This window comes from Paracidovorax sp. MALMAid1276, from assembly GCF_049198005.1.
In the GTDB taxonomy this organism is placed as follows: domain Bacteria; phylum Pseudomonadota; class Gammaproteobacteria; order Burkholderiales; family Burkholderiaceae_C; genus Acidovorax.
Genome location: NZ_JBMIRS010000104.1, coordinates 24,779 through 49,539 on the forward strand (window position 1 = coordinate 24,779; position 24,761 = coordinate 49,539).

Sequence of the window (24,761 nt, forward strand, 5' to 3'; positions counted from 1 at the left end):
GGTAAGCGCTTTCAGCTATCAAAAAATGAGCAATCAGGCCTTCGGTGCGTTTTGTCCCAGCGCGATCTTGAGCAGATCGGCCACGGTGTTGGCGTTGAGCTTTTCCATGATGTTGGCGCGGTGCGCCTCCACGGTCTTGATGCTGATGCCCAGGTCGTCGGCGATCTGCTTGTTCAGGCGGCCGGCCACGATGCGTTCGAGCACCTGGGCTTCGCGGCTGGTTAGCTTGGAGAGCAGGGCGTCGCGGCTGGCGGCCTGCTGGTAGCCGGCGAAGGCCTCGCGGGCGTGGTCCAGCATGCGCTCGACCAGGCCCACCAGTTCTTCCTCGTCAAAGGGCTTCTGGATGAAGTCCAGCGCGCCTTTCTTCATGGTGTTCACGGCCATGGGCACGTCGCCGTGGCCGGTGATGAACACGATGGGCAGGGGCGACTTGCGCTCGATGAGCCGGTCCTGCAGCTCCAGGCCCGTCATGCCGCCCATGCGGATGTCCACGATCAGGCAGGCGACCTCGCGCGGGTCGTAGCGCGACAGGAAGGTCTCGGCCGAATCAAAGCAGCGTACCCGGTAGTCCTTGCCTTCCAGCAGCCACTGCAGGGAATCGCGAACTGCCTCATCGTCATCCACAACGTAGACAGTGCCTTTTTTCGGAATCAAGCTCATGCAATGGTCCTTGGGTTTTGAGTATTTGCTACAGAATTTGTAGTGGCATCAGCAGGCTTGGCAAGCGGCAGCCAGAAGGAGAACCTGCAGCCGATGACCTCCGGGCCATTGTAGATGTTCTCCGCCTGCATCCTGCCCTGGTGCGATTCGACGATGCTGCGGCACAGATTGAGGCCCATGCCCATGCCTTCCTGCTTGGTGGAGAAGAAGGCTTCGAACAAACGTTCCAGCACCTCGGGCGCCAGGCCCTTGCCCGTGTCCTGCACCGAAAACTCCACCACCTGGCGGTCATCCACGGTTTTGGGCACCACGCGCAGCTCCACGCTGCGGCCGGCCACAGGTCGGTTGGCGTGCTGGATGGATTCCGCGCCGTTCTTCATCAGGTTCACCAGCACCTGCTCGATCAGGATGGTGTCGGCCATCACGGGCGGCAGGCGTGCGGCCACATAGTGCGTCAGGCGCACGTTGTGGCGGCGCAGTTCGATGTCGGCCAGCTCCACGGCTTCGTTGACCATGGAGTGCACGTCGGCCAGCGCGCGGTTGGGCTCGCTCTTTTTCACGAAGGAGCGGATGCGCTGGATGATCTGGCCCGCACGCTGCGCCTGGTGCGCCGTCTTCTGCAGGGCGGTGAGCAGGGCTTCTTCGGTGAGCTGCCCGCTCTGGATGCGCGAGACCATGCCGCTGCAGTAGTTGTTGATGGCCGTGAGCGGCTGGTTCAGCTCGTGCGCCACGCTCGATGCCATCTCACCCATGGTGATCAGGCGGCTGACCGACTGCGCGCGCTCGGCCTGGCGTTCGGCCTGCTCTTCGGCCAGGCGGCGGGGCGTGATGTCGGTGGCGATCACCATTTGCGCCAGCCGGCCGTCCACCCAGTTCAGGTAGCGCGAGCGCACTTCCAGCCATTTGCCCAGATCGGGCAGGTAGATTTCGGCGTTTTCGGTGCGCGCGCTGGTCAGCGGGTCGGTGGGCAGGCCCATCAGGCCGTCCTCGTCGTCCATGCCCGAATGGTTGGAGCCTGCCACGGGCACCACGCCGGCCTGCGCCACCAGCTGCAGGTGGCCCGTGGTTTGCGAGCCAAACCACTGTCGGTAGAGCTTGTTGGCAAACAGCAGCTCCTCGCTGCCCAGCGGTGCCACGGACACCGACGCGTCCAGCGACTCCAGGACGATGGTGAAGCGCTCGTGCGAAGCCGAGAGCTGCTCGCGGATGCGGTTGGGCTCGGTGATGTCGGTCATCGACGTCATCCAGCCCGTCTGCTGGCCGTGCGCGTCGATCAGCGGCGACACATACAGCCGCGCATCGAACAGCGTGCCGCTCTTGCGCCGCACGCGCACCTGGAATCCGCCGACGATGGTCTTGCCGCTGAGTTCGTCGCGCAGCTTGGCGTGCAGCGCCTCGTGGTCGGACTCGGGCCAGTAGGGGAAGGGCGCCTTCAGCCCCACCAGTTCGGCCTCGCTCCAGCCCGTCATCTGGCAGAAGGCGGCGTTCACGTAGGTGATGCGGCCTTCCAGATCGAGCGCGCGCATGCCCGTGAGGATGGAGTTTTCCATCGCACGGCGGAAGTTCGTCTCCGCCACCAGCGCCTGCTGCGCCTGCATGCGGCGGCGGGTGTGGCGCCAGGTCGCGATCAGCATCCAGGCCGTCATGGCGCTCAAGGTGCCCACCAGCCAGAACAGCCCGCTGCCCACCACGCCCAGCGAGGTGCGATAGGCCTGGGCCTTCAGCACCAGGCCATTGCCCACGGGCGAGACGGGCACTTCGTATTCATTGGCCCGGGGCGTCCAGGGCAGCAGCTGGGTGGCCGGGTTGCGCGGGGCCAGGGGGGTGCCCGCCAGCACCTGGTTCTTGCCGTCCAGCAGGGTCACGGCATAGCGGGCCAGCACCTCGGTGGGGGTGCCATAGCGCAGCAGGCTGTCGATGGAATATTCGCCCAGCACCACGCCGCTGAACTTGCCCTGGTTGTTCAGCGGCACCTGCAGCTGCAGCAGCGGCGCAGAGTCGCCGCTGGTGGCTGCGGGCTGTGAATACACCGGCTGCTGCAGGTCGCGGGCCAGGCCAAAGGTGTCGGCGGTCTCGCCGGGCTTGAGCACTTCGCCGGCGATGCGCAGTTCATTGCTGGCCAGCGTGGGGGCCGCGTGGCTGGCCCGTATGCGGCGGCGCTCGTCGATCCAGGTGATGGCCTGCAGCTCCGGGTATTGGCTGATGAGCGTCTCGGCCCGGCTCACGAAGTCGGCGCGCTCCAGCTCCTGGTTGGACAGATCGCGCGCGATACGCATCAGCTGCTCCTGGCGCTCCAGCAGCCGCAGGCGCACGCGCTGTTGGGCGTATTCCACGTCGCGCCGCAGGGCTTCCTGCTCGCGCTCGGCCTCCTCGGCACGCAAATACCAGAAGGCCGCAATGATGGCCGCCAGAAACATCAGCACGGCGGCCAGCGGCGCCAATGCGGCAAAGCGGTCCTGCCGCGTGGGGGACAAGCCGCGCCACCATTTGCGCCACCAGCGTGCCGGTGCGGAAACGACCGTGTTGGCCGAGGAAGAAGGCAGCTGCGAATCCATCTGCGGAGTGTAGGTGAGCGGTGGTGGCCCCAACGCGCGAGCAACTTATGTGCAGCTGCAGCAATTTACTGCATTATGAAATGAATGGGCACAATTTGAAATTGAGGGTTTTTGTGGGAAACTAGGGGCAACGTACTAAATTGCTGCTACTTCTACAGGAGACACAAGCATGTCAGCACAGCCCGACCCTCAGGCCGGTTTCGGCATTGGCACCGACGCCGACCAGCAAGAAACCCGTGAATGGATGGACGCGCTGTCCGCCGTGATCGACAAGGAGGGGCCGGAGCGCGCCCACTTCCTGCTCGAGCAGCTTCTGGAGCACGCGCGCCAGAACAGCATCGACCTGCCGTTCTCTGCCAACACCGGCTACGTCAACACCATCGAGCCCGAGCAGGAGGCCCACTGCCCCGGCAACATCGCGATCGAAAAGCGCCTGCGCGCCTACATGCGCTGGAATGCCATGGCCATGGTGGTGCGCGCCAACCGCCTGAACCCCGCCGACGGCGGCGACCTGGGCGGCCACATCGGCTCGTTCGCCTCGGTGGCCAGCATGTTCGGCGCCGGGTTCAACCACTTCTGGCACGCGGCCAGCGAAAAGCATGGCGGCGACCTGCTCTACATCCAGGGCCACAGCTCGCCCGGCATCTATGCGCGCGCCTACCTGGAGGGCCGCCTGACCGAAGAGCAGCTCGACAGCTTCCGCCAGGAAGTGGACGGCAAGGGCCTGTCCAGCTACCCCCACCCCAAGCTGATGCCCGAGTTCTGGCAGTTCCCCACGGTGTCCATGGGCCTGGGCCCGCTGATGGCCATCTACCAGGCGCGCTTCCTCAAGTACCTGCACGCCCGAGGCATTGCCGACACCGCCAAGCGCAAGGTGTGGGTGTTCTGCGGCGACGGCGAGATGGATGAACCCGAATCGCTGGGCGCCATCGGCCTGGCCGCGCGCGAAAACCTCGACAACCTCGTGTTCGTCATCAACTGCAATCTGCAGCGCCTGGACGGCCCCGTGCGCGGCAACGGCAAGATCGTGCAGGAGCTGGAGAGCGAATTCCGTGGCGCGGGCTGGAACGTGATCAAGCTGCTGTGGGGCAACGGCTGGGACGAGCTGCTGCGCCGCGACAAGACCGGCAAGCTCAAGCAACTGATGATGGAGACGCTGGACGGCGACTACCAGGCCATGAAGGCCAACGACGGCGCCTTCGTGCGCAAGAACTTCTTCGGCAAATACCCCGAAACGGCCAAGCTCGTCGAGCACATGACCGACGAAGAAGTGTTCGAGCTGCGGCGCGGCGGCCACGAGCCCGCCAAGGTCTACGCCGCCTTCCATGCCGCCAACGAGCACAAGAACCAGCCCACCGTGCTGCTGGTCAAGACCGTCAAGGGCTATGGCATGGGCAAGGCCGGTGAGGGCAAGAACACCGTGCACCAGACCAAGAAGCTCTCGGACGAAGACATCAAGTACATCCGCGACCGCTTCAACATCCCCATCCCCGACAGCCAGCTGGCCGACCTGCCTTACTACAAGCCGGCCGACGACACGCCCGAGATGCAGTACCTGCACGAGCGCCGCAAGGCCCTGGGCGGCTACCTGCCGCAGCGCCGCCCGCAGGCCGATGAAAGCTTCACCGTGCCGTCGCTCGACACCTTCAAGGCCGTGCTTGAGCCCACCGCCGAAGGCCGCGAGATCAGCACCACCCAGGCCTATGTGCGCTTTCTCACGCAGCTGCTGCGCGACCAGGCGCTGGGCCCGCGCGTGGTGCCCATCCTGGTGGACGAGGCCCGCACCTTCGGCATGGAAGGCCTGTTCCGCCAGATCGGCATCTACAACCCCAAGGGCCAGCTGTACACCCCGGTCGACCGCGACCAGGTGATGTACTACAAGGAAGACAAGGCCGGGCAGATCCTGCAGGAAGGCATCAACGAAGCCGGCGGCATGGCCAGCTGGATCGCTGCCGCCACCAGCTACAGCACGAACAACCGGATCATGATCCCGTTCTACGTGTACTACTCGATGTTCGGCTTCCAGCGCATCGGTGATCTGGCCTGGGCGGCGGGCGACATGCAGGCGCGTGGGTTCCTCTTGGGCGGCACCTCGGGCCGCACCACGCTGAACGGCGAAGGCCTGCAGCACGAAGACGGCCACAGCCACATCCTGGCCGGCACCATCCCCAACTGCGTGAGCTACGACCCGACCTTCGCGCACGAAGTCGCGGTGATCATGCACCATGGCCTCAAGCGCATGGTCGAGCGCCAGGAAAACGTCTTCTACTACCTGACGCTGCTGAACGAGAACTACGCCATGCCCGGCCTGCAGCCCGGCACCGAAGACCAGATCATCAAGGGCATGTACCTGTGCAAGCAGGCCCCCGCGCTGGCTGCCGATGCACCCTCGGTGCAGCTGCTGGGCAGCGGCACCATTCTGCGCGAATCGTTCTTTGCCCAAGAGCTGCTTGAAAAGGACTGGGGCGTGGCCGCCGGCATCTGGAGCTGCCCGAGCTTCAACGAACTGGCCCGCGACGGCCAGGACGTGGAGCGCTGGAACCTGCTGCACCCCACCGAAACGCCGCGCACGTCCTTCGTGGCCGAGCAACTCTCCAAGACCACCGGCCCGGTGATCGCGTCCACCGACTACATGAAGAACTACGCGGACCAGATCCGCTCGTTCATTCCTGCCGGCCGTACCTACAAGGTGCTCGGCACCGACGGCTTTGGCCGCAGCGACTTCCGCAGCAAGCTGCGCGAGCACTTCGAGATCAACCGCCACTACATCGTCGTGGCGGCACTCAAGGCGCTGTCCGAAGAAGGCAAGGTGCCGGCGGCCAAGGTCGCCGAAGCCATTGCCAAGTACGGCATCAACGCAGACAAGACCAACCCGCTGTACGCATAACACCCCGGGAGACACACCATGGCATTGGTCAACATTCAGGTCCCGGATATCGGGGATTTCGACGAAGTGGGCGTGATCGAGCTGCTCGTCAAGCCAGGCGACACGGTCAAGGCCGAGCAATCGCTGCTGACGGTGGAATCGGACAAAGCCTCGATGGAAATCCCGTCGAGCCACGCGGGCACCGTGAAGGAAGTGAAGGTCGCCCTGGGCGACAAGGTCAAGCAGGGTTCCATCATCGTCGTGCTGGAAACGGCAGACGCGGTTGCAGAGCAAAAACAGGCTCCAGCGCTTGCTGCGCCTGCGCAGGCAGCTCCTAAAAATGAAGCGTCAGCACCCGCTCCAGTTCCCGCTCCAGCACCGGCAGCTGCAGCCGCACCTGCGGCGCCTGCCGCATCCGGCCCGGTCGAAGTGCGCGTCCCCGACATCGGCGACTTCAAGGACGTCGCCGTCATCGAACTGCTGGTCAAAGTGGGCGACACCATCAAGGTCGAGCAGTCCCTCTTCACCGTCGAGTCCGACAAGGCCTCTATGGAGATCCCGTCGCCCGCCGCCGGCGTGCTCAAGGAACTCAAGGTCAAGATCGGCGACACCGTGAACATCGGCGACCTGGTCGCCGTGCTGGAAGGCGCCGCAGCCCCCGCTGCCTCCTCACCCGCACCGGCCGCTGCGCCGGCTCCCCAGGCGGCTCCCGCGCCTGCTGCAGCAGCGCCCGCAACTGCGCAAACTGCAGCCGCCGCTCCAGCTCCTGCCACGGCGCCCGTCCCCGCGCACCAGCCTGGCACCCCCACCGCCGGCCTGCCCCACGCATCCCCCTCGGTGCGCAAGTTCGCCCGCGAACTGGGCGTGCCGCTGGGCGAAGTCAAGGGCACCGGCCCCAAGGGCCGCATCACGCAAGACGACGTGGCCGCCTTCACCAAACAGGTGATGGCAGGCGCGGTGCAGACCCAGGCCCAGGCGGCCAAGGCTCCCGCAGGTGGTGGTGGCGGCGGCTCCGGCGTTGGCCTCGACCTGCTGCCCTGGCCCAAGGTCGACTTCACCAAGTTCGGCCCTGTCGAGCGCAAGGACCTCTCGCGCATCAAGAAGATCAGCGGCGCCAACCTGCACCGCAACTGGGTCGTCATCCCCCACGTCACCAACCACGAAGACGCGGACATCACCGACCTGGAAGCCTTCCGCGTCCAGTTCAACAAGGAGAACGAAAAGAGCGGCGTCAAGGTCACCATGCTCGCCTTCATGATCAAGGCCGCCGTGGCCGCGCTCAAGAAGTTTCCCGAGTTCAACAGCTCGCTCGACGGCGACCAGCTGGTGATGAAGAACTACTTCCACATCGGCTTTGCGGCCGACACGCCCAACGGCCTCGTCGTGCCCGTCATCCGCGACGCCGACAAGAAAGGCATCGTGCAGATCAGCCAGGAAATGGGCGACCTCGCCAAGAAGGCGCGCGACGGCAAACTCGGCCCGGCCGACATGACCGGTGGCTGCTTCTCCATCAGCTCGCTGGGTGGCATTGGCGGGCGTTACTTCACGCCCATCATCAACGCGCCCGAAGTCGCCATCATGGGCGTGTGCAAGAGCAGCATCGAGCCCCAGTGGGACGGCAAGCAATTCGCCCCGCGCCTCATGCTGCCCCTGTCGCTCAGCTGGGACCACCGCGTGATCGACGGCGCCGCCGCAGCGCGCTTCAACGTCTACTTTGCCTCGCTGCTGGCGGACTTCCGCCGCATCGTGATGTAACGCGAGGGAACGACCCATGGCAATCATCGACATCCAGGTGCCCGACATCGGCGACTTCGACGAGGTCGGCGTCATCGAAGTGCTGGTCCGACCCGGCGACACCATCAAGGCCGAGCAGAGCCTGATCACCGTGGAGTCCGACAAGGCCTCCATGGAGATCCCCTCCAGCCACGCCGGCGTGGTCAAAGAGCTGAAAGTGAAGCTCGGCGACAAGGTCGCCCAGGGCCACGTCGTGCTCACGCTCGAAACATCGGACGCCGCCGCCCCGGGGCCTGCACCCGCACCGGCACCGGCAGCCACTGCGGCAGCTGCAGCACAGGCAGCACCAGCAAAATCTGAACAAAAACAGGCCCCAGCGCTTGCTGCAAAAGCCCCGGCAGCTCCTAAAATAGAAGCATCCAGCTTCAGCGGCACGGCCGACTTGGACTGCGACGTGCTCGTGCTCGGCGGCGGCCCCGGCGGCTACAGCGCCGCCTTCCGCGCGGCCGACCTGGGCCTCAAGGTCGTCATCGTCGAGCGCTACGCCACCCTGGGCGGCGTGTGCCTGAACGTGGGCTGCATCCCGTCCAAGGCTTTGCTGCATGTGGCAGCCGTCATGGACGAAGTCAGCCATATGGCCGACCTGGGCGTGGACTTTGGCGCGCCTGCCGTCAACATCGACAAGCTGCGCGGCCACAAAGAGAAGGTCATCGGCAAGCTCACCGGCGGCCTGGCCGCCATGGCCAAGATGCGCAAGGTGACCACCGTGCGTGGCTATGGAGCCTTTGTGGGCGCCAACCACCTCGAAGTGGAGGAAACCACCGGCACCGGCCAAGAGAAGACCGGCAGCAAGAAGGTCATCGCCTTCAAGAAGGCCATCATCGCCGCCGGCAGCCAGGCCGTGCGCCTGCCCTTCATGCCCGACGACCCGCGCGTGGTCGATTCCACCGGCGCGCTGGCGCTGAAGGAAGTGCCCAAGCGCATGCTCATCCTGGGCGGCGGCATCATCGGCCTGGAAATGGGCACCGTGTACAGCACGCTGGGCGCGCGCCTCGATGTGGTGGAAATGATGGACGGCCTGATGCAGGGCGCCGACCGCGACCTGGTCAAGATCTGGCAGAAGATGAACGCTAAGCGCTTCGACAACATCATGTTGAAGACGAAAACCGTCGGTGCCGAGGCCACCCCCGAAGGCATCAAGGTCACGTTCGCACCAGCGGAAGAGGGCGGCACTGCGCCAGCACCGCAAACCTACGACCTGGTCCTGCAGGCCGTGGGCCGCACGCCCAACGGCAAGAAGATCGCCGCCGAAAAGGCCGGTGTGGCCGTCACCGACCGTGGCTTCATCAACGTCGACATCCAGATGCGCACCAACGTGCCGCACATCTTCGCCATCGGCGACATCGTGGGTCAACCCATGCTGGCGCACAAGGCGGTGCATGAGGCGCATGTGGCGGCCGAAGTCATCGCGGGCGAACTGCAAGGCAACAAGGAACTGGCCGCCGCCGCCTTCAACGCCCGCGTGATCCCGAGCGTGGCCTACACCGACCCCGAAGTGGCCTGGGTGGGCCTGACCGAAGACCAGGCCAAGGCGCAAGGCATCAAGGTCAAAAAGGGCCTGTTCCCCTGGACGGCCTCCGGCCGCGCCATCGCCAACGGCCGCGACGAAGGCGTCACCAAACTGCTGTTTGATGACTCGCCCGAGGCCCACGGCCACGGCAAGATCCTCGGCGGCGGCATGGTGGGCACGCATGCGGGCGACATGATTGGTGAGATCGCTCTTGCCATCGAGATGGGCGCAGACGCGGTGGACATCGGCAAGACCATCCACCCGCACCCCACGCTGGGCGAGAGCATCGGCATGGCGGCGGAGATTGCGCATGGCAGTTGCACGGATGTGCCGCCGCAGAAGAAGTAGCCTGAGAGCGCTCCTGGGTTGCTATTGATTCAGTAGCTGGCCGCGCAGATTCCGAAAGGGCTGCGCGGCTTTTCTTTTGAACTTCCGAACTGTGCTGAAGGAGACCGGGCAGCGCAATGAGGTCGGCAAAAATGTTGGCAAAAATCTTGGAGTAAGTTGATAAATTATGAATTAAATCAAGTATTTACAACGATTTCAAAGTTGGCAAAATCGGACTATGTACACGGCGCCCCATCAATTCGAGCCCTTGCTTCCATCCGATGCGCGCATGGAGCCTCTGTTGGCCAAAGCGCACGATGTGTCCCGCGCTGCCACCTTGCTGGCAGGCACCCGGGTGCCGCCCGAGCTGCGCACCTTGCTGCGCAGCATGAACTCGTACTACACCAACCGCATTGAGGGCCAGCACACGCGCCCCCGCGAGATCGACCAAGCGCTGCGCAAAGACTTCTCCAAGGACGCCAAACTGGCCGCCAAACAGCGCATGGCGGTTGCTCACATTGAGGCAGAAGTGGCGCTGGAGCAGCAATACGTGGGGGACGAGGGGGCGCGCGCCCTGTATTCCGTGGAAGCAGTGCAGACCCTGCACAAAGCGCTCTTTGGCCGCCTTCCCGCTGGTGATCTGTTGACTGACGAGGGAGAGCCGGTCGTGCCGGGTGAGCTGCGAAAGCGCGAGGTCCAGGTGGGCCAGCACGTGGCGCCAGCGTGTGCCAGCCTGGGCCCATTCCTGGAGCGCTGGTCCGGCTTTTACCGCAGGGTTCGCAGGGGCGAGGCTGCCCTAGTGGGCATGGCCTGTGCGCACCAGCGCCTGGGCTGGGTGCACCCGTTTGTGGACGGCAACGGCCGTGTCATGCGGCTGCATACGCACACGCTGCTGAGTGCATGGGGATACACCGGAGGGCTGTGGTCGCCCTTGCGCGGATTTGCCCGGAGCACGGAGCGCTATTACGCCCTCCTTGCCGATGCCGACAGCCTGCGGCGCGGGGACCTCGATGGCCGGGGCAATTTGAGCGAGCAGGCGCTGGTTGCCTGGGCCAATTACGTTCTGGAGGTGTGCCAGGACCAAGTGAGTTTCATGCAGGGCATGCTCGACTTCCACGCTCTCAAAGATCGCATCGAGGCCTGCCTGGTTTTTGAAGCCACCGTGGAAAAGTCCGGCGTGCGGCAAGAGTCATTGCGCGGCCTGCACTACCTGTTCTTGAGTGGTGAGGAGATGGCGCGCGGCGACTTCAAGGCCATGCTGGGGATCAGCGACCGGGCGGCCACCGACGCGCTGGGGGCGCTGGTCAGGCGCGGGCTGCTGAGGTCCGATTCACCACAGGGCAAGGTGCGCTTTGGCTTGCCGCAACATGCGCTGCGCTTTCTGTTCCCGCGTTTGTGGCCCGAGGCGGAGGCCGATGCTGGGGCGTAATCTGGCTATAAAGTTTATAGCTGTATAGAAAGGCTGCATAAGCGCAGAGTGGCTTTTTGATGCCGCAGTCCGCTGATTACGCCGCGCCCCTCGCGGGCCCGTGGGCATGCACTCCAGCGCCCTCCCGAAGTTTCTCGCGCAGGAAATCTGCCATCGCGCGCACCTTGCTCGGCAGATAGGTGCGGCTGGGGTAGACGAGCCACGCAGCCGTATCGAAGGTGGTGGCGGTGGCTGCGTAGCCTGGCAGCAGCGGCACCAGACGCCCTGTGGCGACCGCGTCGGCCACCAGCCAGTCTGGCAGCAGGGCCGGTCCCAGGCCGGCGACAGCGGCTGCCAGCAGTGCGCTGGCGGGCGCCAGTGTCAGGTGGCCCTGGATGGCGATGCGCTCCTCGTTGCCCTCGGGGTCGCGAAACGTCCAGTGCGTGCGGTATGCCCGCAGGTTGAACCGCAGCACCGGGTGCTGGGACAGGTCGGCAGGGCGCACAACAGGCGGATGCCGTTCTGCATAGCCGGGGCTGGCATACACGCCGTAGCGTGTGTCCATGAGCTTTGACACCACCACGTCGCCCTCGATGGTCGGCGCCAGCCGCACGGCCAGGTCCACGCGCTCGGCGACCAGGTCTACGTTCGTGTCGGTGAACAGGCACTCGACCTGCAGGCCCGGAAAGCGGGCATGAAACTCGCCGAGCAGGGGAATGATGCACACCTGCCCGAACGTGACCGAGGCGGTCAGGCGCAGCACACCCTGCGGCGCCCGGCTGACCTGTGCGGCGGCGTCGCGCGCATGCTCCAGCTCGTCCAGCAAGGGCTCCAGCCGCGACAGATAGATTTCTCCCGCTTCGGTCAGCGTCATCGATCGGGTGCTGCGCTGCAACAACCGCAGGCCCAGCCCAGTCTCCAGGTCCGCAATGGCGCGCGACACGGAGGACGGGTCCACGTCGAGCTCCTTGGCCACTGCGGCAAAACTGCCGCGTCGGGCCACCGCCACAAAGAGGTGCAGGCTGTCGGTGTTCATTCGTGCATTATCTGCACGTGAATGCTGAATGAATGCGTCTGTATCCGTTATTTGTTCATCAATAGAGTCCGGTTTCAGGTCGCCCGCAATGGGTGGGCGGCCATCCAACCAGTGCTTCGGCTGGGCTGTTGCGCTGTCGCTATTGAGAAAGAAACCATGACCATCTTCACGTCCTACACCCTCGACAACGCCCCGGAAGCCTCCCGGGCGAAACTGGCCGAGGTGGCCCAGGCCTGGGGCTTTGTGCCCCGGTTGCACGGCAATCTGGCCGAAAGCCCCCTGGCACTTCTCGCGTACGACACGCTGTTCGGCCTGGTGGCGGCCCATGCCACCCTCACGCCCATCGAGCAGCAGGTGGCCTACCAGGCCGTCAATGTGCTGCACGAGTGCGAGTACTGCACCGCCGGGCACACCTATTTGTCGCGCGCCGTGAAGATGGATGAAGCCGCAATCGCCGCTCTGCGCAACCGCACGCCCATCCCAGACCCAAAACTGCAGGCCTTGCGGGTTTTCACCGAAGCGGTCGTGCGGGAGCGGGGCGGGGTGGACGGCGCCGCCGTGGATGCCTTCATCGCTGCCGGCTTCAGCAAGGCCCAGGTGCTGGAAGTCGTGACGATTGCGGCGACCAAGACCATCTCCAACTACACCAACCACCTGACCAAGACCCCGAAAGAAGACTTCATGGCCGACCCCGCACTCGGCTGGGTCGCTCCGCGCAACCGCGCCCTTGCAGGTTGAGGCATGCACGCCATGCAACACATTGCATTTCTGGGACTGGGTGCCATGGGCACCCGCATGGCCACGCAGCTCGTCAAGGCAGGCCACCGCGTCACCGTGTGGAACCGGAACCCTGCCAAGGCGGCGCCGCTGCTTACGGTGGGCGCCGCGCTGGCGGCGACTCCGCGCGACGCAGCCCAAGGCGCGGACATCGTGATCTCCATGGTCACCGACGACGCGGCCGCGCGCGCTGTCTGGCTGGATGGGGCGACGGGGGCGGTGGCCGGCTTGCGGCCCGGCGCTATCGCGGTGGAATGTTCCACCGTCACGCCGGGCTGGGTACGGCAGCTTGCCGAAGCGGCGCAAAGCCGCAGCGCGCAAATGCTGGATGCCCCGGTGGCAGGGTCCCGGCCCCAGGCCGAAGTCGCTCAACTGATCCTGATGGTGGGGGGCGAGGCCGACACGCTGGAGCAGGCCCGCCCTGTGCTCGGCGCCATGGCGGCCAAGGTGCTGCACGTGGGGGCCATCGGCCAGGGCGCGGTGCTGAAACTCGCTGCCAACGCCTTGTTTGCCGCGCAGTTGCTCAGTCTGGCCGAACTGCTGGGCTTTCTCGCCCGCAATGGCTGCCCGGCAGCGCAGGCGGCGGATCTGCTGGCGGAGTTCCCCATCGTGGCGGCGCCCGTTGCCGGGGCCGCCAGGATGATGGCGGCCGGCAACACGACGCCCTTGTTCACCATCGACCTGATCGAGAAAGACTTGGCCTACCTGCTCGACACCGGCCGGGTCAGCGGGGCCGACCTGCCTGGCGCCAGCGCGGCGCGCGCGGCGTTTCAACGCGCGCAGCAGCGAAGTCTTGGCAGCGCCCATGTGAGCGGCATCGCGGCCGTGTTCGCGTGAAATGGGTCTTCCGGGGGTGAACTGTTGCGGGCATTTGCCGGTTGCTTCGCGCCCCCTTGTCAGCCCATGCGGGTGTTCGCCCGTGTAGGCTTAGCACGCCAGGGCTTTGAGAATACCAACCGCAGGGGAGCGGAGCTCTCGGGGTTTGCGGCGCCGCCAGTGGCGCCTCTGCGGGGCAGCGCAGGGGTGTTGGCTATCAAAATAATAGCTGCCAGCGCTTATCTATAAAGCGCTGGAGGCTGTTTTTATTCAATTTTTCAGCTGCGCCTTCGACGATGGATTGAAGTGGCGTGTGGGTCGATGCGAACCGGTCACAATCCCAAGTGCCTTGAAGCCGCAGGGCACCCCTGCCAGTCCAGCCAGACATTGCCACCGCTCCACCATGCCGCCCACCAACTCCAGCTACGCCCCGGCACCCGTCACACTCAGCCCCGCCGTCAAAGAGGAGCAGATTGAATACGGCTTCATCGGCAAGCTCCAGGCCCTCAAATACGAATACCGCTCCGACATTCGCGACCGCGCTGCGCTGGAGCGCAACTTCCGCGAGAAGTTCGAGGCCTTGAACCGCGTGCACCTGACCGATGGCGAATTTGCCCGCCTGCTGGACGACATCGTCACCCCCGATGTCTTCACTGGAGCCCGCACACTGCGCAGCATCAACGCCTTTACCCGCGAAGACGGCACGCCGCTGAACTACACCCTGGTCAACCTCAAAGACTGGTGCAAGAACACTTTCGAGGTCGTCAACCAGCTGCGCATCAACACCGACAACAGCCACCACCGGTATGACGTGCTCATCCTCATCAACGGCGTGCCGTGTGTGCAGGTGGAGCTGAAAACGCTCACCATCAACCCCCGCCGGGCCATGGAGCAGATCGTTGACTACAAAAACGATCCCGGCAACGGCTACACCAAAACGCTGCTGAGCTTTTTGCAGCTCTTCATCGTCAGCAACCGCACCAACACCTACTACTTCGCCAACAACAACGCTCGGCACTTTGCGTTCAATGCAGACGAGCGGTTTTTGCCCATCTACCAGTTTGCGGACGAGCTCAACAATAAGGTCACCCAGCTCGATGAGTTTGCCGACAAGTTCCTGGGCAAATGCACCCTGGGCCAAACCATCAGCCGCTACATGGTGCTGGTGGCGTCGGAGCAAAAGCTCTTGATGATGCGGCCCTACCAAGTCTATGCCGTCAAACGTATCGTCGAGTGCATTCATCAAAACAACGGCAACGGCTACATCTGGCACACCACGGGCAGCGGCAAAACGCTCACTTCCTTCAAAGCGTCCACCCTGCTCAAAGACAACCCCGATGTGGAGAAATGCCTCTTCGTGGTGGACCGCAAAGACCTGGACCGCCAGACCCGCGAGGAATTCAACCGTTTCCAAGAAGGCTGCGTAGAAGAAAACACCAACACCGCCACGCTGGTGCGCCGCCTGTTGTCTGACAACCTTGCCGACAAGGTCATCGTCACCACCATCCAAAAGCTGGGCCTGGCGCTGGATGAAAACAGCAAGCGCAACAAGCAGCAAAAGAAAGACGGCAAGGCCACCTACAAAGAGCAACTGGCACCGCTGGCCAGTAAGCGCATCGTCTTCATCTTTGACGAATGCCACCGCTCGCAGTTTGGCGACAACCACCAGGCCATCAAAGAGTTCTTCCCCAAGGCGCAACTGTTTGGCTTTACCGGCACGCCCATTTTTGAGGCCAACTCCAGCCGCACGCAGATTGAGGACGAGCAGGCTTCCATGAAGACCACGGAAGACCTGTTCCAAAAACAACTCCACGCCTACACCATCACCCACGCCATTGAAGACGCCAACGTGCTGCGCTTTCATGTGGACTACTACAAGCCCGAGGGTAAAAACCCACCCAAGCCCGGCGAGGCCCTGGCCAAAAAGGCCGTGATCGAAGCCATTTTGGCTAAGCACGACACCGCCACCGCTCACCGCCGCTTCAACGCCGTGCTGGCCACCGCCAGCATCAACGACGCCATCGAATACCACCGTCTGTTTGACGAGATTCAACAAGCCAGGCAGGCCGCAGCCCCCACCTTTGTGCCACTCAACATCGCCTGCGTGTTCTCGCCCCCGGCAGAGGGCGATGCCGATGTGCGGCAGATTCAAGAAGACTTGCCCCAAGAAAAAGAAGACAACCAGGTGGACCCCGAGGGCAAAAAAGCCGCCCTCAAAGCCATCCTGGCCAGCTACAACGCCCGCTATGGCACCAACCATTCCATCAGCGAGTTCGACCTGTACTACCAAGGCGTACAAAAGCGCATCAAAGACCACCAGTGGCCCGACGCAGACCTGCGCAAGGCCTTTCCGGCGGCCCCGCACCACAAAATCGACATCACCATCGTGGTGGACATGCTGCTCACCGGGTTTGACAGCAAATACCTCAACACCCTGTATGTGGACAAAAACCTCAAGCACCACGGCTTGATCCAGGCGTTTTCGCGCACCAACCGCGTGCTCAACGGCACCAAGCCCTACGGCAACATCCTCGACTTTCGCCAACAGCAAGCCAATGTCGATGCCGCCATTGCCCTGTTTTCAGGCGAAAAAACGGGCGACCAAGCGCGCGAGATCTGGTTGGTAGACAAAGCCCCGGTCGTCATCCAAAAGCTGGACGCCGCCGTGCAAAAACTGGCCGACTTCATGCAAAGCCAGGGCCTGGCCTGCACGCCCGAGGCCGTTCACAGCTTGAAGGGCGACGACGCCCGCGCCGCCTTCATCCAAAACTTCAAAGAAGTGCAGCGCCTGAAAACCCAGCTGGACCAGTACACCGACCTGACCGAGGACAACGCCAAAGCCATCGACCACATCCTGCCCGCCGAGCAATTGCAAGCCTTTCGCGGTGCCTACCTCGAAACCGCCCAGCGCCTCAAAGCGCAACAGGCCCAGCATGACAAAGGCGGCGAAGGGCAGGGTGGCGCCACCGATGCGGTGGACCAGCTCGACTTTGAATTTGTGCTGTTTGCCAGCAGCGTGATCGACTACGACTACATCATGGGCCTCATGTCCCGCTTCTCACAGCAAGGGCTACAAGGCGGCGGCAAGCAGAAGATGACCAAAGACGAGCTGCTGGGCTTGATCTTGTCCGACGCCAAATTCATGAACGAGCGCGAAGACATCGCTGCCTACATCCACACCCTGAAGGCGGGCGAGGGCCTGAGCGAGGCCGCTATCCGCGAGGGCTACACAAAATTCAAGAAAGAAAAAGACAGCGCCGAGCTGGCCGACATGGCCACTCGCCACCAACTGGCCCCCGCCGCGCTGCAAACCTTTGTGGACGGCATCTTGCAGCGCATGATTTTTGATGGCGAGGCGCTCAGCGATTTGATGGCCCCGCTGGACTTGGGCTGGAAGGCCCGGGCGCAGGCAGAAACGGCGTTGATGAAAGAGCTAGTGCCGCTGCTGCAAAAGCGGGCGCAGGGGCGGGATATTTCGGGGTTGAGTGCGTATGAGTAATAAGCAAACAGAGCCGCTGGCGCCCAAGCTGCGGTTTCCCGATTTTCGGGGTTCGTCGAGCTGGCAAATTAGGAATTTGGGCCAGGCGTGTCACATGCAGGCTGGGAAGTTCGTACCTGCAGCGGAGATTCACGATAAATACATGCAGGGTCTTTTTCCTTGCTATGGCGGGAATGGTCTACGCGGATACACAGCCACATTTACCCACAACGGAAAGTATTCACTTATCGGACGTCAGGGGGCACTTTGCGGAAATATCAAGCAGGGAATCGGTCAGTTCCACGCCACTGAACACGCCATTGTTGTGACCCAGAAGAAGGGCACGACTGGCGATTGGTTGTTTTTTGTGCTTGATTTGATGAACTTGAACCGCTTCGCAACCGGTCAGGCGCAACCAGGGTTATCAGTTGATGTTTTGGAAAAGTTGCCTATTGCCGTTCCAAATGAGGAGGCAGAACAACAAAAAATCGCCGACTGCCTGAGTTCCTTGGACGAACTGATCGCCGCGCAAGCCCGCAAAGTGGATGCGCTCAAGACCCATAAAATAGGGCTGATGCAACATCTTTTCCCCCGCGAAGGCGAAACCCAACCACGTCTGCGGTTTCCTGAGTTTCTAAATTCAGGAGAGTGGGAGTGGGTCGAGCTGGGAGAAAAGGTTGATCTTCTATCGGGCTATCCTTTCGATGGCTCCGATATTTCTCAAGACAGCAGCGGAATCCCCTTGCTTCGCGGCATCAACGTGACGGAAGGCAGAATTCGCCACAACTCTGAGATCGACAGGTATTACATCGGATCGATAGAAGGGCTCGAAAAGTACAGACTCCAGGTCAACGATTTGGTAATTGGAATGGACGGGTCGAAGGTAGGTAAGAATTCGGCGTTGGTTTCAGAAAATGATGTGGGTGCTTTGCTCATCCAGCGAGTGGCCCGTTTGAGAGCAAAGAAGGTACCGCTAATTGAATTCATTTTTCAGCGAGTTCATTCGCCCTCCTTCCACGCCTATGTGGATCGAATAAATACTAGTTCGGGCATTCCACACATCAGTGCGAAGCAGATCAAAGAGTTCCGCATTTGTTTCCCGTCGGACGAAGAGCAACAACGCATCGTCGACTGTCTTAGCTCACTCGACACTCTCATCAACACCGCCACCCAAGAACTCGAAACCTTCAAGACCCACAAAAAAGGCCTGATGCAGCAGCTTTTCCCTTCGGCAGAGGCGCTTGAGGCATGAGCGAGAAACCGAAGATTCATCGCTTCACCAGCCTGAGGGGGCTTGCTACCCGGCTGCGAGATGACCTCAACAGCGGAAATCAAGACTTTGTGCTGCTCTATGCCTACAACGGCACGGGCAAAACCCGGCTGTCCATGGAGTTCAAAGACGCAGGCAAGCGCAAAAACAAGGGCCAACCTGACACTTTGTATTTCAACGCCTTTACCGAAGACTTGTTTTCTTGGGACAACGACCTAGAGGAAGACAAAGAGCGGCGGCTACACATCAACGCAGACTCCAAATTCTTCAAGGGGCTGAAAGATTTGGCGCTGGACGAGCGAATTGGTTACTACCTGGGCCGCTACGCTGATTTTCTTTTTGATATTGATTACGACCGGTGGACGATCAGCTTTCGCAAGGGTGAGGATACTCGCCATATCAAGGTTTCGCGTGGTGAAGAAAATATCTTCATCTGGTGTATGTTCATGGCCATTTGCGAACGGGTGATTGACGGGCTGGAAACCTATGCGTGGGTCAAATACCTCTACATTGACGACCCCATTACTTCGCTGGACGACAACAACGCCATCGCTGTAGCCAGCGATTTGGCCAAGCTGCTGCGCAAGGCCAAAGGTAGAACTCGACCAGAGGCCGTGGCGGCTGATGGGCCTGGGGGTGTGGAGAATGCACCACGCTTGGTGCCCGCGCCCATCAAGGCTGTGGTGTCATCGCACCATGCGCTGTTCTTCAATGTGGTGTGCAACGAGCTAAAGAAGGACACGCACAAAAAATACCTGCTGCAGCGGCCTGAACGCGGCACCGTTTACACGCTGCGTGCGACGGACGACACGCCGTTTTTTCACCATGTATCGATATTGGCCGAGTTACAGAAGGCTGCGCAGAGCGGCAAGCTATATACCTACCACTTCAATATGCTGCGCAGCATTTTGGAGAAAACAGCGACCTTTTTTGGCCGGGATGATTTCTCTGCCTGCATCCACGGGCTGGAGGATGCGGATTTGTTCTCGCGTGCGCTCAATTTGCTCAGCCATGGCAAGTACGACATTTACCAGCCTTCGGAGATGGTGGACGACAACAAGAAGCTGTTCAAAGAAATTCTTCAGGCATTTCTGGGGCGCTATGAGTTCGCGCTGCCAGAGATGTTTGGACAGCCTGCCCAAAGAGCTGCTGTGCCCCAGACGCCATGAATAATCTGATTCTTTACACCACCGACGATGGCAAGAGCCAAATCCAACTGCGGGCTGACCTAGGTACGGTTTGGCTCACCCAGTTAGAGATGGCCGAGCTGTTTGACGCCACCAAACAGAACATCTCGCTGCATCTCAAAAACATCATTGAGGACGGCGAATTGGACGCGGCGGTAACTATCAAGGAATCCTTGACAGTTCAAACCGAGGGCACGCGCCAGGTGCAGCGGCCTGTCACGCTCTATAGCCTCGACGCCATCCTGGCCGTGGGCTACCGCGTGCGTTCGCCGCGTGGCGTGCAGTTCCGCCGCTGGGCGTCCACGGTGCTCAAGGAGTATTTGGTCAAGGGCTTTGTGATGGACGACGAGCGCCTGAAGAACCCGGACGGTCGCCCAGACTACTTTGACGAGATGCTGGCGCGCATCCGGGACATTCGGGCCTCGGAAAAGCGCTTTTACCAAAAGGTGCGCGACCTGTTTGCCCTGGCGGCAGACTACGAAAAATCGGATGAAGCCACGCAGACCTTTTTTGCCACGGTGCAAAACCTGCTGCTGTATGCAGTGACGCAAAAAACGGCGGCAGAACTCATCGTGAGCCGCGCCAACCCTGCCGACCCGCATTCCGGCCTGCTGACCTGGAAGGGCGCTCAGGTGCGCAAGCAGGACATTGTGGTGGCCAAAAATTACCTGACCGAAGACGAGGTGGACACCCTGAACCGGCTGGTGGTCATCTTCCTTGAAACGGCAGAGCTGCGCGCCAAGCGGCAAACCATCACCAGCATGGGTTTTTGGCGCGAGAACGTGGGGCAGATCATCGTGTCCAACGGATTCCCGCTGCTTACCGGGGCTGGCACCGTGAGCCATGCCCGCATGGAGCAAAAGCTGGAGCCGCTGTATCTGGACTTTGACCAGCGCCGCAAGGCTGAAGAAGCGCGTGCTGCGGACGCGCAGGATGAAGCCGACCTCAAGTCGCTGGAAAACACCATCAAAAATCGCCCTAAAAAATGACTGAACAAAACCAAACCAAGCTGGGCAAAACGCTGTGGGCGATTGCCGACCAACTGCGCGGTGCCATGGACGCGGACGATTTCCGCGACTACATGCTGTCGTTTCTGTTTCTGCGCTACCTGTCAGACAACTACGAGGCAGCGGCCAAAAAGGAATTGGGCAGCGACTACCCCGCACAGATTGACAGTTCGGTATCGACCCCCTTGCAGCTTTGGTACGAGGGCAACCTGGACGATGTGCCCGAATTTGAAAAGCAGATGCGCCGCAAGGTGCATTACGTGATTGAGCCGCAGCATCTGTGGAGCAGCATTGCCAACATGGCAAGGACGCAAGATGCCGAGTTGCTGCACACCTTGCAAGCGGGGTTCAAATACATCGAAACCGAATCGTTTCAGAGCACGTTTCAGGGCTTGTTCTCTGAGATTGACTTGGCCTCGCCCAAGCTGGGCAAAAGCTACACAGAGCGCAATGCCAAGCTGTGCGCCATCATCCAGAAGATCGCCGATGGGCTGGCAGAGTTCTCCAAGGAGATGGACGCGCTGGGCGATGCGTATGAGTACCTGATTGGCCAGTTTGCGGCAGGCTCGGGCAAGAAGGCGGGCGAGTTTTATACGCCGCAGCAAATCTCGGACATCCTCTCGTCCATCGTCACGCTGGACAGCCAGGAGCCGCGCACGGGCGTGAAGCAGCGCTTGGAAAGCGTGATGGACTTTGCCTGTGGCTCGGGCTCGCTGCTTTTGAACGTGCGCAAGCGCATGGGGCCGCATGGCATTGGCAAGATTTACGGGCAAGAGAAGAACATCACCACCTACAACCTGGCGCGCATGAACATGCTGCTGCACGGGGTGAAGGACACAGAGTTTGAAATCTTCCACGGCGACACGCTGGCTAACGACTGGGACATGCTGCGCGAGCTGAACCCGGCCAAAAAGCCCGCGTTTGATGCCATCGTGGCGAACCCGCCGTTCAGCTACCGCTGGGAGCCCAACGAGGCCATGGCGGACGATGTGCGCTTTAAAAGCCACGGCCTGGCACCCAAGTCAGCCGCCGACTTTGCCTTTTTGCTGCACGGCTTTCACTTCCTGAAGGACGAGGGCGTGATGGCCATCATCCTGCCGCACGGGGTGCTGTTCCGGGGCGGGGCGGAGGAGCGCATTCGCAAGAAGCTGCTGTTGGATGGCCACATCGACACGGTGATTGGGCTGCCGTCCAACTTGTTCTATTCCACTGGCATTCCGGTGTGCATCTTGGTGCTGAAGAAGTGCAAAAAGCCGGACGATGTGCTGTTCATCAACGCCGCCGAGCACTTTGCCAAGGGCAAGCGCCAGAACCAGCTCACCGATGAGCACATCGCCAAGATCATCCACACCTACCAGTACCGCGATGAGGAAGCCCGCTATTCACGCCGGGTGGAGATGGCGGAGATTGAAAAGAACGATTTCAATCTGAACATCTCTCGCTACATCAGCACGGCGGTGGGGGAGGCGGAGATTGACCTGGAGGCGACCCACGGAGAGTTGGTGGAGATTGAGAAAGCGATTGCGGTGGCGAAGGCCAAACACAACGAGTTCTTGAAAGAACTGGGCTTGAAGCTGCTGCCGTAGGGCGCGCGTCAGTGGTTTGAGAGTTGTGCTGTCTGGTGCTTCGCCATGACTGCCGGCAAACACTTCCGGCCCGCTGTTGGAGACTACTTGCTGTGGGGCCGGCGCCAAGATGGAGTCGCGTAAGCGTCTCTGCGTGTGTGACTTTTTGTTACTTCAGGCATCAAGTTTGCTTAGGTTTCATCACGAATCACTCCTTTGGTGAGACCCTGCATGAAACCCAAAGCCTCGCTAGGTGCACATTTCTTCGTCTGGGGCCTTGTCTGCGCGTCCAGCTTTGTGGTGCTGGCGGCCAGCGCCTGGAGCTTGCACGGTGATCTGCAGGCGGCGCCCGGCGCCTCCGAAGCTGCCTGGCAGCGCTTGATGTGGCTTTTGCTGGTGGCGGCGGTGCTGGTCGGCGTTGCCCTGATGCGTCTGCACCGGTCGGTGGCCCGGCAGTTGGGGGTTAGCCCCCACGCATTGAGTGAACACATCGCCCATCTGAGCGCTGGCAGGTTGACGCCCTCCACGTGGACGCCTGCCAGCGATTCAAACAGTGCTCTGGCGGCGCTGCATGATCTGCGCAACGCGCTCGCCGAAAAAATCGGGCAGGTCCGGCAAGAGGCCGAAACGGTCGCCCATGAATCGGTCACGTTCTCATCCAACAACCTGAATCTGGCCTCCAACATGTCGCAGCAGACCGAGTTGCTGCAACAGAGCCGGTCGCACATCGGTAGCCTGCTCGATACCGTGCAGCAGGCGGGCAGCAAGACGGCAGATTCTCAAAAATCGGTGCGTTTTGCATCCGACATTGCGACCCAGGGCAATGCGGTGGTCGGCAAGATGACCCACACCATGGATGCGCTGAGCGAATCCTCGGGGAAGATCGAGGAGATCATCGGCGTCATCGACGGCATTGCATTCCAGACCAATATCCTGGCGCTCAATGCTGCGGTGGAGGCGGCGCGGGCGGGCGAGCAGGGCAGGGGCTTTGCAGTGGTGGCATCCGAGGTACGCACGCTGGCCCAGCGCTCCGCCAGTGCGGCCAAAGAAATCAAGACGCTGATCGCGGGCTCGGTGGAAAAGATTTCGCAGTCGGCCAAGCTGGCGGATCAGGTGGCCAATTCGATGGACGAGATCAACGCCAGCTCGCAGCAAGTCACCCACATGATGGAAGAGATCGCCGCCGTCACCCAGCAGCAACAGCGCGACATTTCCCAGCTGAGCAGCTCGCTGGACCACCTGGACGCCGTGACCGGGCGCTACGCCGAGCTTCTGCACCGTGCCAGCGTCGATGCGGAAACCCTGCAGACCCGCGCCGACCGGCTGCGTTACGCGGCGGCGGCGTTCCACGTGCCCGGTCTTCCGGGTGCCGATGCGCTGCCGGACCTGCCCATTGCGCGCGCCAGCGAGAAGCAAGTGGCGCGCCCTGCAGCCGCCTCCCTGCGCGTTCGGCAAGGGCCCGGCGCGTCGGCCGCGAAGTCGGCGCAGCTGGCGCACAGCGTTCAGCTCATCGTCGGCACGGCCCACGAACCTCCGCTGAACTACACCGATGCCGCCCACAAGCACGATGCGAGCGGTGCGGACGTCAAGGGCTTTTCGCCCGACGTGGTGCGCGAGATTCTGGCCCGCACCGGGCACCAGGCAGAGGTCCGCATCACGTCGTGGGAGCGCAGCTATGCCGCGCTGCAGACCGAGCCCAATGCCGTGCTGTTCACCATGGCCCGCACCCCCAGCCGCGAAAGCCAGTTCCACTGGGTCGGCCCGCTGGTCCACAGCAATGCGGTTCTGTACGTCAAGAAAGGCAGCGGCATCAGCGTCAAGAGCCTGTATGAGGCGCGCAAGCTGCCCAGCATCGCGGTCATCAAGGGGGATTCCAAAGAGGAGTTCCTCAAAGGCAAGGACTTCCACAACCTCGATTACTCGCCCGACTGGGCGAGCGCCTTCCGCAAGCTGCTGGACGGCAAGGTCGCCGCGTTGGTCATGACCGACATGGACCTGCCCACCACCGCCAGCGATGCGGGCCTGAACCCGGCCGACTTCGAGCCGGTGTATGAACTCTTCGTCAACCGCCTTTACATCGGCATGTCCAAGCGCACCGATCAGGCGGTGGTGCGCAGTTGGCAGGAAGCGCTGGACGCCATGAAGCGCGACGGCAGCTTCAACCGCCTGGCCCAGCAGTGGTCACGGCATTGGGGTGCGCAATGGGTGGTGCGCGACGGGGCCGTGCAGGCGCAGTGACTTGTCCCCGGGTTCACCACAGACGCCTCCCATCCATCGGGCATGCTGCGGCGGTAGAGGTCTTGCAGTCAATGCTATGGTAGTAATAGCTGTCATCGCTTATGGAATAAGCGCTTGAGCCTAAAAGTACTTGAGGTTTTCCCCGATGCGGCAGATGCGCGATATCTAAGAGCCTATATGGACGCCCCGAATAAGCCAAGCCCTCACTCACTGCTGCCAAGAAGGTGAAGATTGCACCCGTATATTCGGACTTACTGTGGCCGGGGC

Annotated in this window: 16 protein-coding genes; 12 read left to right on the plus strand and 4 right to left on the minus strand. The window is 62.1% G+C overall.

Annotation, left to right across the window (positions count from 1 at the left end; genetic code table 11):
* Positions 1 to 33 precede the first annotated feature (33 nt).
* Together ACOQFS_RS07075 and ACOQFS_RS07080 are read right to left on the minus strand one after the other, a co-directional pair.
* Complete coding sequence (locus ACOQFS_RS07075; protein WP_218295105.1) at positions 34 to 660, minus strand: response regulator transcription factor; 627 nt, start codon at positions 658 to 660, stop codon at positions 34 to 36.
* Positions 657 to 3,215, minus strand: coding sequence for a PAS domain S-box protein (locus ACOQFS_RS07080; RefSeq protein WP_421562192.1), 2,559 nt, complete (start codon positions 3,213 to 3,215; stop codon positions 657 to 659). The genes ACOQFS_RS07075 and ACOQFS_RS07080 overlap by 4 nt, the downstream gene beginning before the upstream one ends.
* Positions 3,216 to 3,384: 169 nt before the next feature.
* On the opposite strand from ACOQFS_RS07080, the gene aceE reads away from it, so the two are divergent.
* From aceE to ACOQFS_RS07100, 4 genes are all read left to right on the plus strand, one after another.
* Complete coding sequence (aceE, locus tag ACOQFS_RS07085) at positions 3,385 to 6,102, plus strand: pyruvate dehydrogenase (acetyl-transferring), homodimeric type (protein ID WP_421562193.1); 2,718 nt, start codon at positions 3,385 to 3,387, stop codon at positions 6,100 to 6,102.
* 18 nt (positions 6,103 to 6,120) lie between these two features.
* Positions 6,121 to 7,836, plus strand: a complete 1,716-nt coding sequence (aceF, locus tag ACOQFS_RS07090) for a dihydrolipoyllysine-residue acetyltransferase (RefSeq protein WP_421562194.1) — start codon at positions 6,121 to 6,123, stop codon at positions 7,834 to 7,836.
* Between the two features lie 16 nt (positions 7,837 to 7,852).
* Positions 7,853 to 9,733, plus strand: coding sequence for a dihydrolipoyl dehydrogenase (gene lpdA / locus ACOQFS_RS07095; protein ID WP_421562195.1), 1,881 nt, complete (start codon positions 7,853 to 7,855; stop codon positions 9,731 to 9,733).
* 217 nt (positions 9,734 to 9,950) lie between these two features.
* Positions 9,951 to 11,141 carry a Fic family protein gene (locus tag ACOQFS_RS07100; protein WP_421562196.1) on the plus strand — a complete coding sequence of 397 codons (1,191 nt, stop codon included), beginning with the start codon at positions 9,951 to 9,953 and terminating at the stop codon, positions 11,139 to 11,141.
* Positions 11,142 to 11,217: 76 nt separating this feature from the next.
* Here the strand turns inward: ACOQFS_RS07100 and ACOQFS_RS07105 are convergent, their stop codons facing one another.
* The gene (locus tag ACOQFS_RS07105; RefSeq protein ID WP_421562197.1) at positions 11,218 to 12,156 is read right to left on the minus strand and encodes a LysR family transcriptional regulator; all 939 of its coding nucleotides are present in this window, start codon (positions 12,154 to 12,156) and stop codon (positions 11,218 to 11,220) included.
* A 156-nt stretch (positions 12,157 to 12,312) separates the two neighbouring features.
* On the opposite strand from ACOQFS_RS07105, the gene ACOQFS_RS07110 reads away from it, so the two are divergent.
* From ACOQFS_RS07110 to ACOQFS_RS07145, 8 genes are all read left to right on the plus strand, one after another.
* Entirely contained in the window at positions 12,313 to 12,894 is a 582-nt protein-coding gene (locus ACOQFS_RS07110) for a carboxymuconolactone decarboxylase family protein (protein ID WP_421562198.1), read from the plus strand.
* A 12-nt stretch (positions 12,895 to 12,906) separates the two neighbouring features.
* On the plus strand, positions 12,907 to 13,770 hold the full coding sequence (locus ACOQFS_RS07115; protein WP_421562199.1) for an NAD(P)-dependent oxidoreductase: 864 nt from the start codon (positions 12,907 to 12,909) through the stop codon (positions 13,768 to 13,770).
* Positions 13,771 to 14,152: 382 nt separating this feature from the next.
* A complete protein-coding gene (locus tag ACOQFS_RS07120; RefSeq protein WP_421562200.1) occupies positions 14,153 to 17,248 on the plus strand; it encodes a type I restriction endonuclease subunit R in 3,096 nt (1,031 codons plus the stop codon).
* The gene (locus ACOQFS_RS07125; protein ID WP_421562201.1) at positions 17,241 to 18,479 is read left to right on the plus strand and encodes a restriction endonuclease subunit S; all 1,239 of its coding nucleotides are present in this window, start codon (positions 17,241 to 17,243) and stop codon (positions 18,477 to 18,479) included. The genes ACOQFS_RS07120 and ACOQFS_RS07125 overlap by 8 nt, the downstream gene beginning before the upstream one ends.
* On the plus strand, positions 18,476 to 19,666 hold the full coding sequence (locus ACOQFS_RS07130) for an anticodon nuclease (protein ID WP_421562202.1): 1,191 nt from the start codon (positions 18,476 to 18,478) through the stop codon (positions 19,664 to 19,666). The genes ACOQFS_RS07125 and ACOQFS_RS07130 overlap by 4 nt, the downstream gene beginning before the upstream one ends.
* Positions 19,663 to 20,673 (plus strand): virulence RhuM family protein, encoded by a 1,011-nt coding sequence (locus ACOQFS_RS07135; RefSeq protein ID WP_421562203.1) that lies wholly within the window; start codon positions 19,663 to 19,665, stop codon positions 20,671 to 20,673. The genes ACOQFS_RS07130 and ACOQFS_RS07135 overlap by 4 nt, the downstream gene beginning before the upstream one ends.
* Complete coding sequence (locus tag ACOQFS_RS07140) at positions 20,670 to 22,277, plus strand: type I restriction-modification system subunit M (RefSeq protein WP_421562204.1); 1,608 nt, start codon at positions 20,670 to 20,672, stop codon at positions 22,275 to 22,277. The genes ACOQFS_RS07135 and ACOQFS_RS07140 overlap by 4 nt, the downstream gene beginning before the upstream one ends.
* 210 nt (positions 22,278 to 22,487) lie before the next feature.
* Positions 22,488 to 24,494, plus strand: a complete 2,007-nt coding sequence (locus ACOQFS_RS07145) for a methyl-accepting chemotaxis protein (protein ID WP_421562205.1) — start codon at positions 22,488 to 22,490, stop codon at positions 24,492 to 24,494.
* Positions 24,495 to 24,507: 13 nt separating this feature from the next.
* On the opposite strand, the gene ACOQFS_RS07150 is transcribed toward ACOQFS_RS07145, so the two are convergent.
* The coding region (locus ACOQFS_RS07150; RefSeq protein WP_421562206.1) for a hypothetical protein at positions 24,508 to 24,761 on the minus strand (254 nt) is incomplete at its 5' end.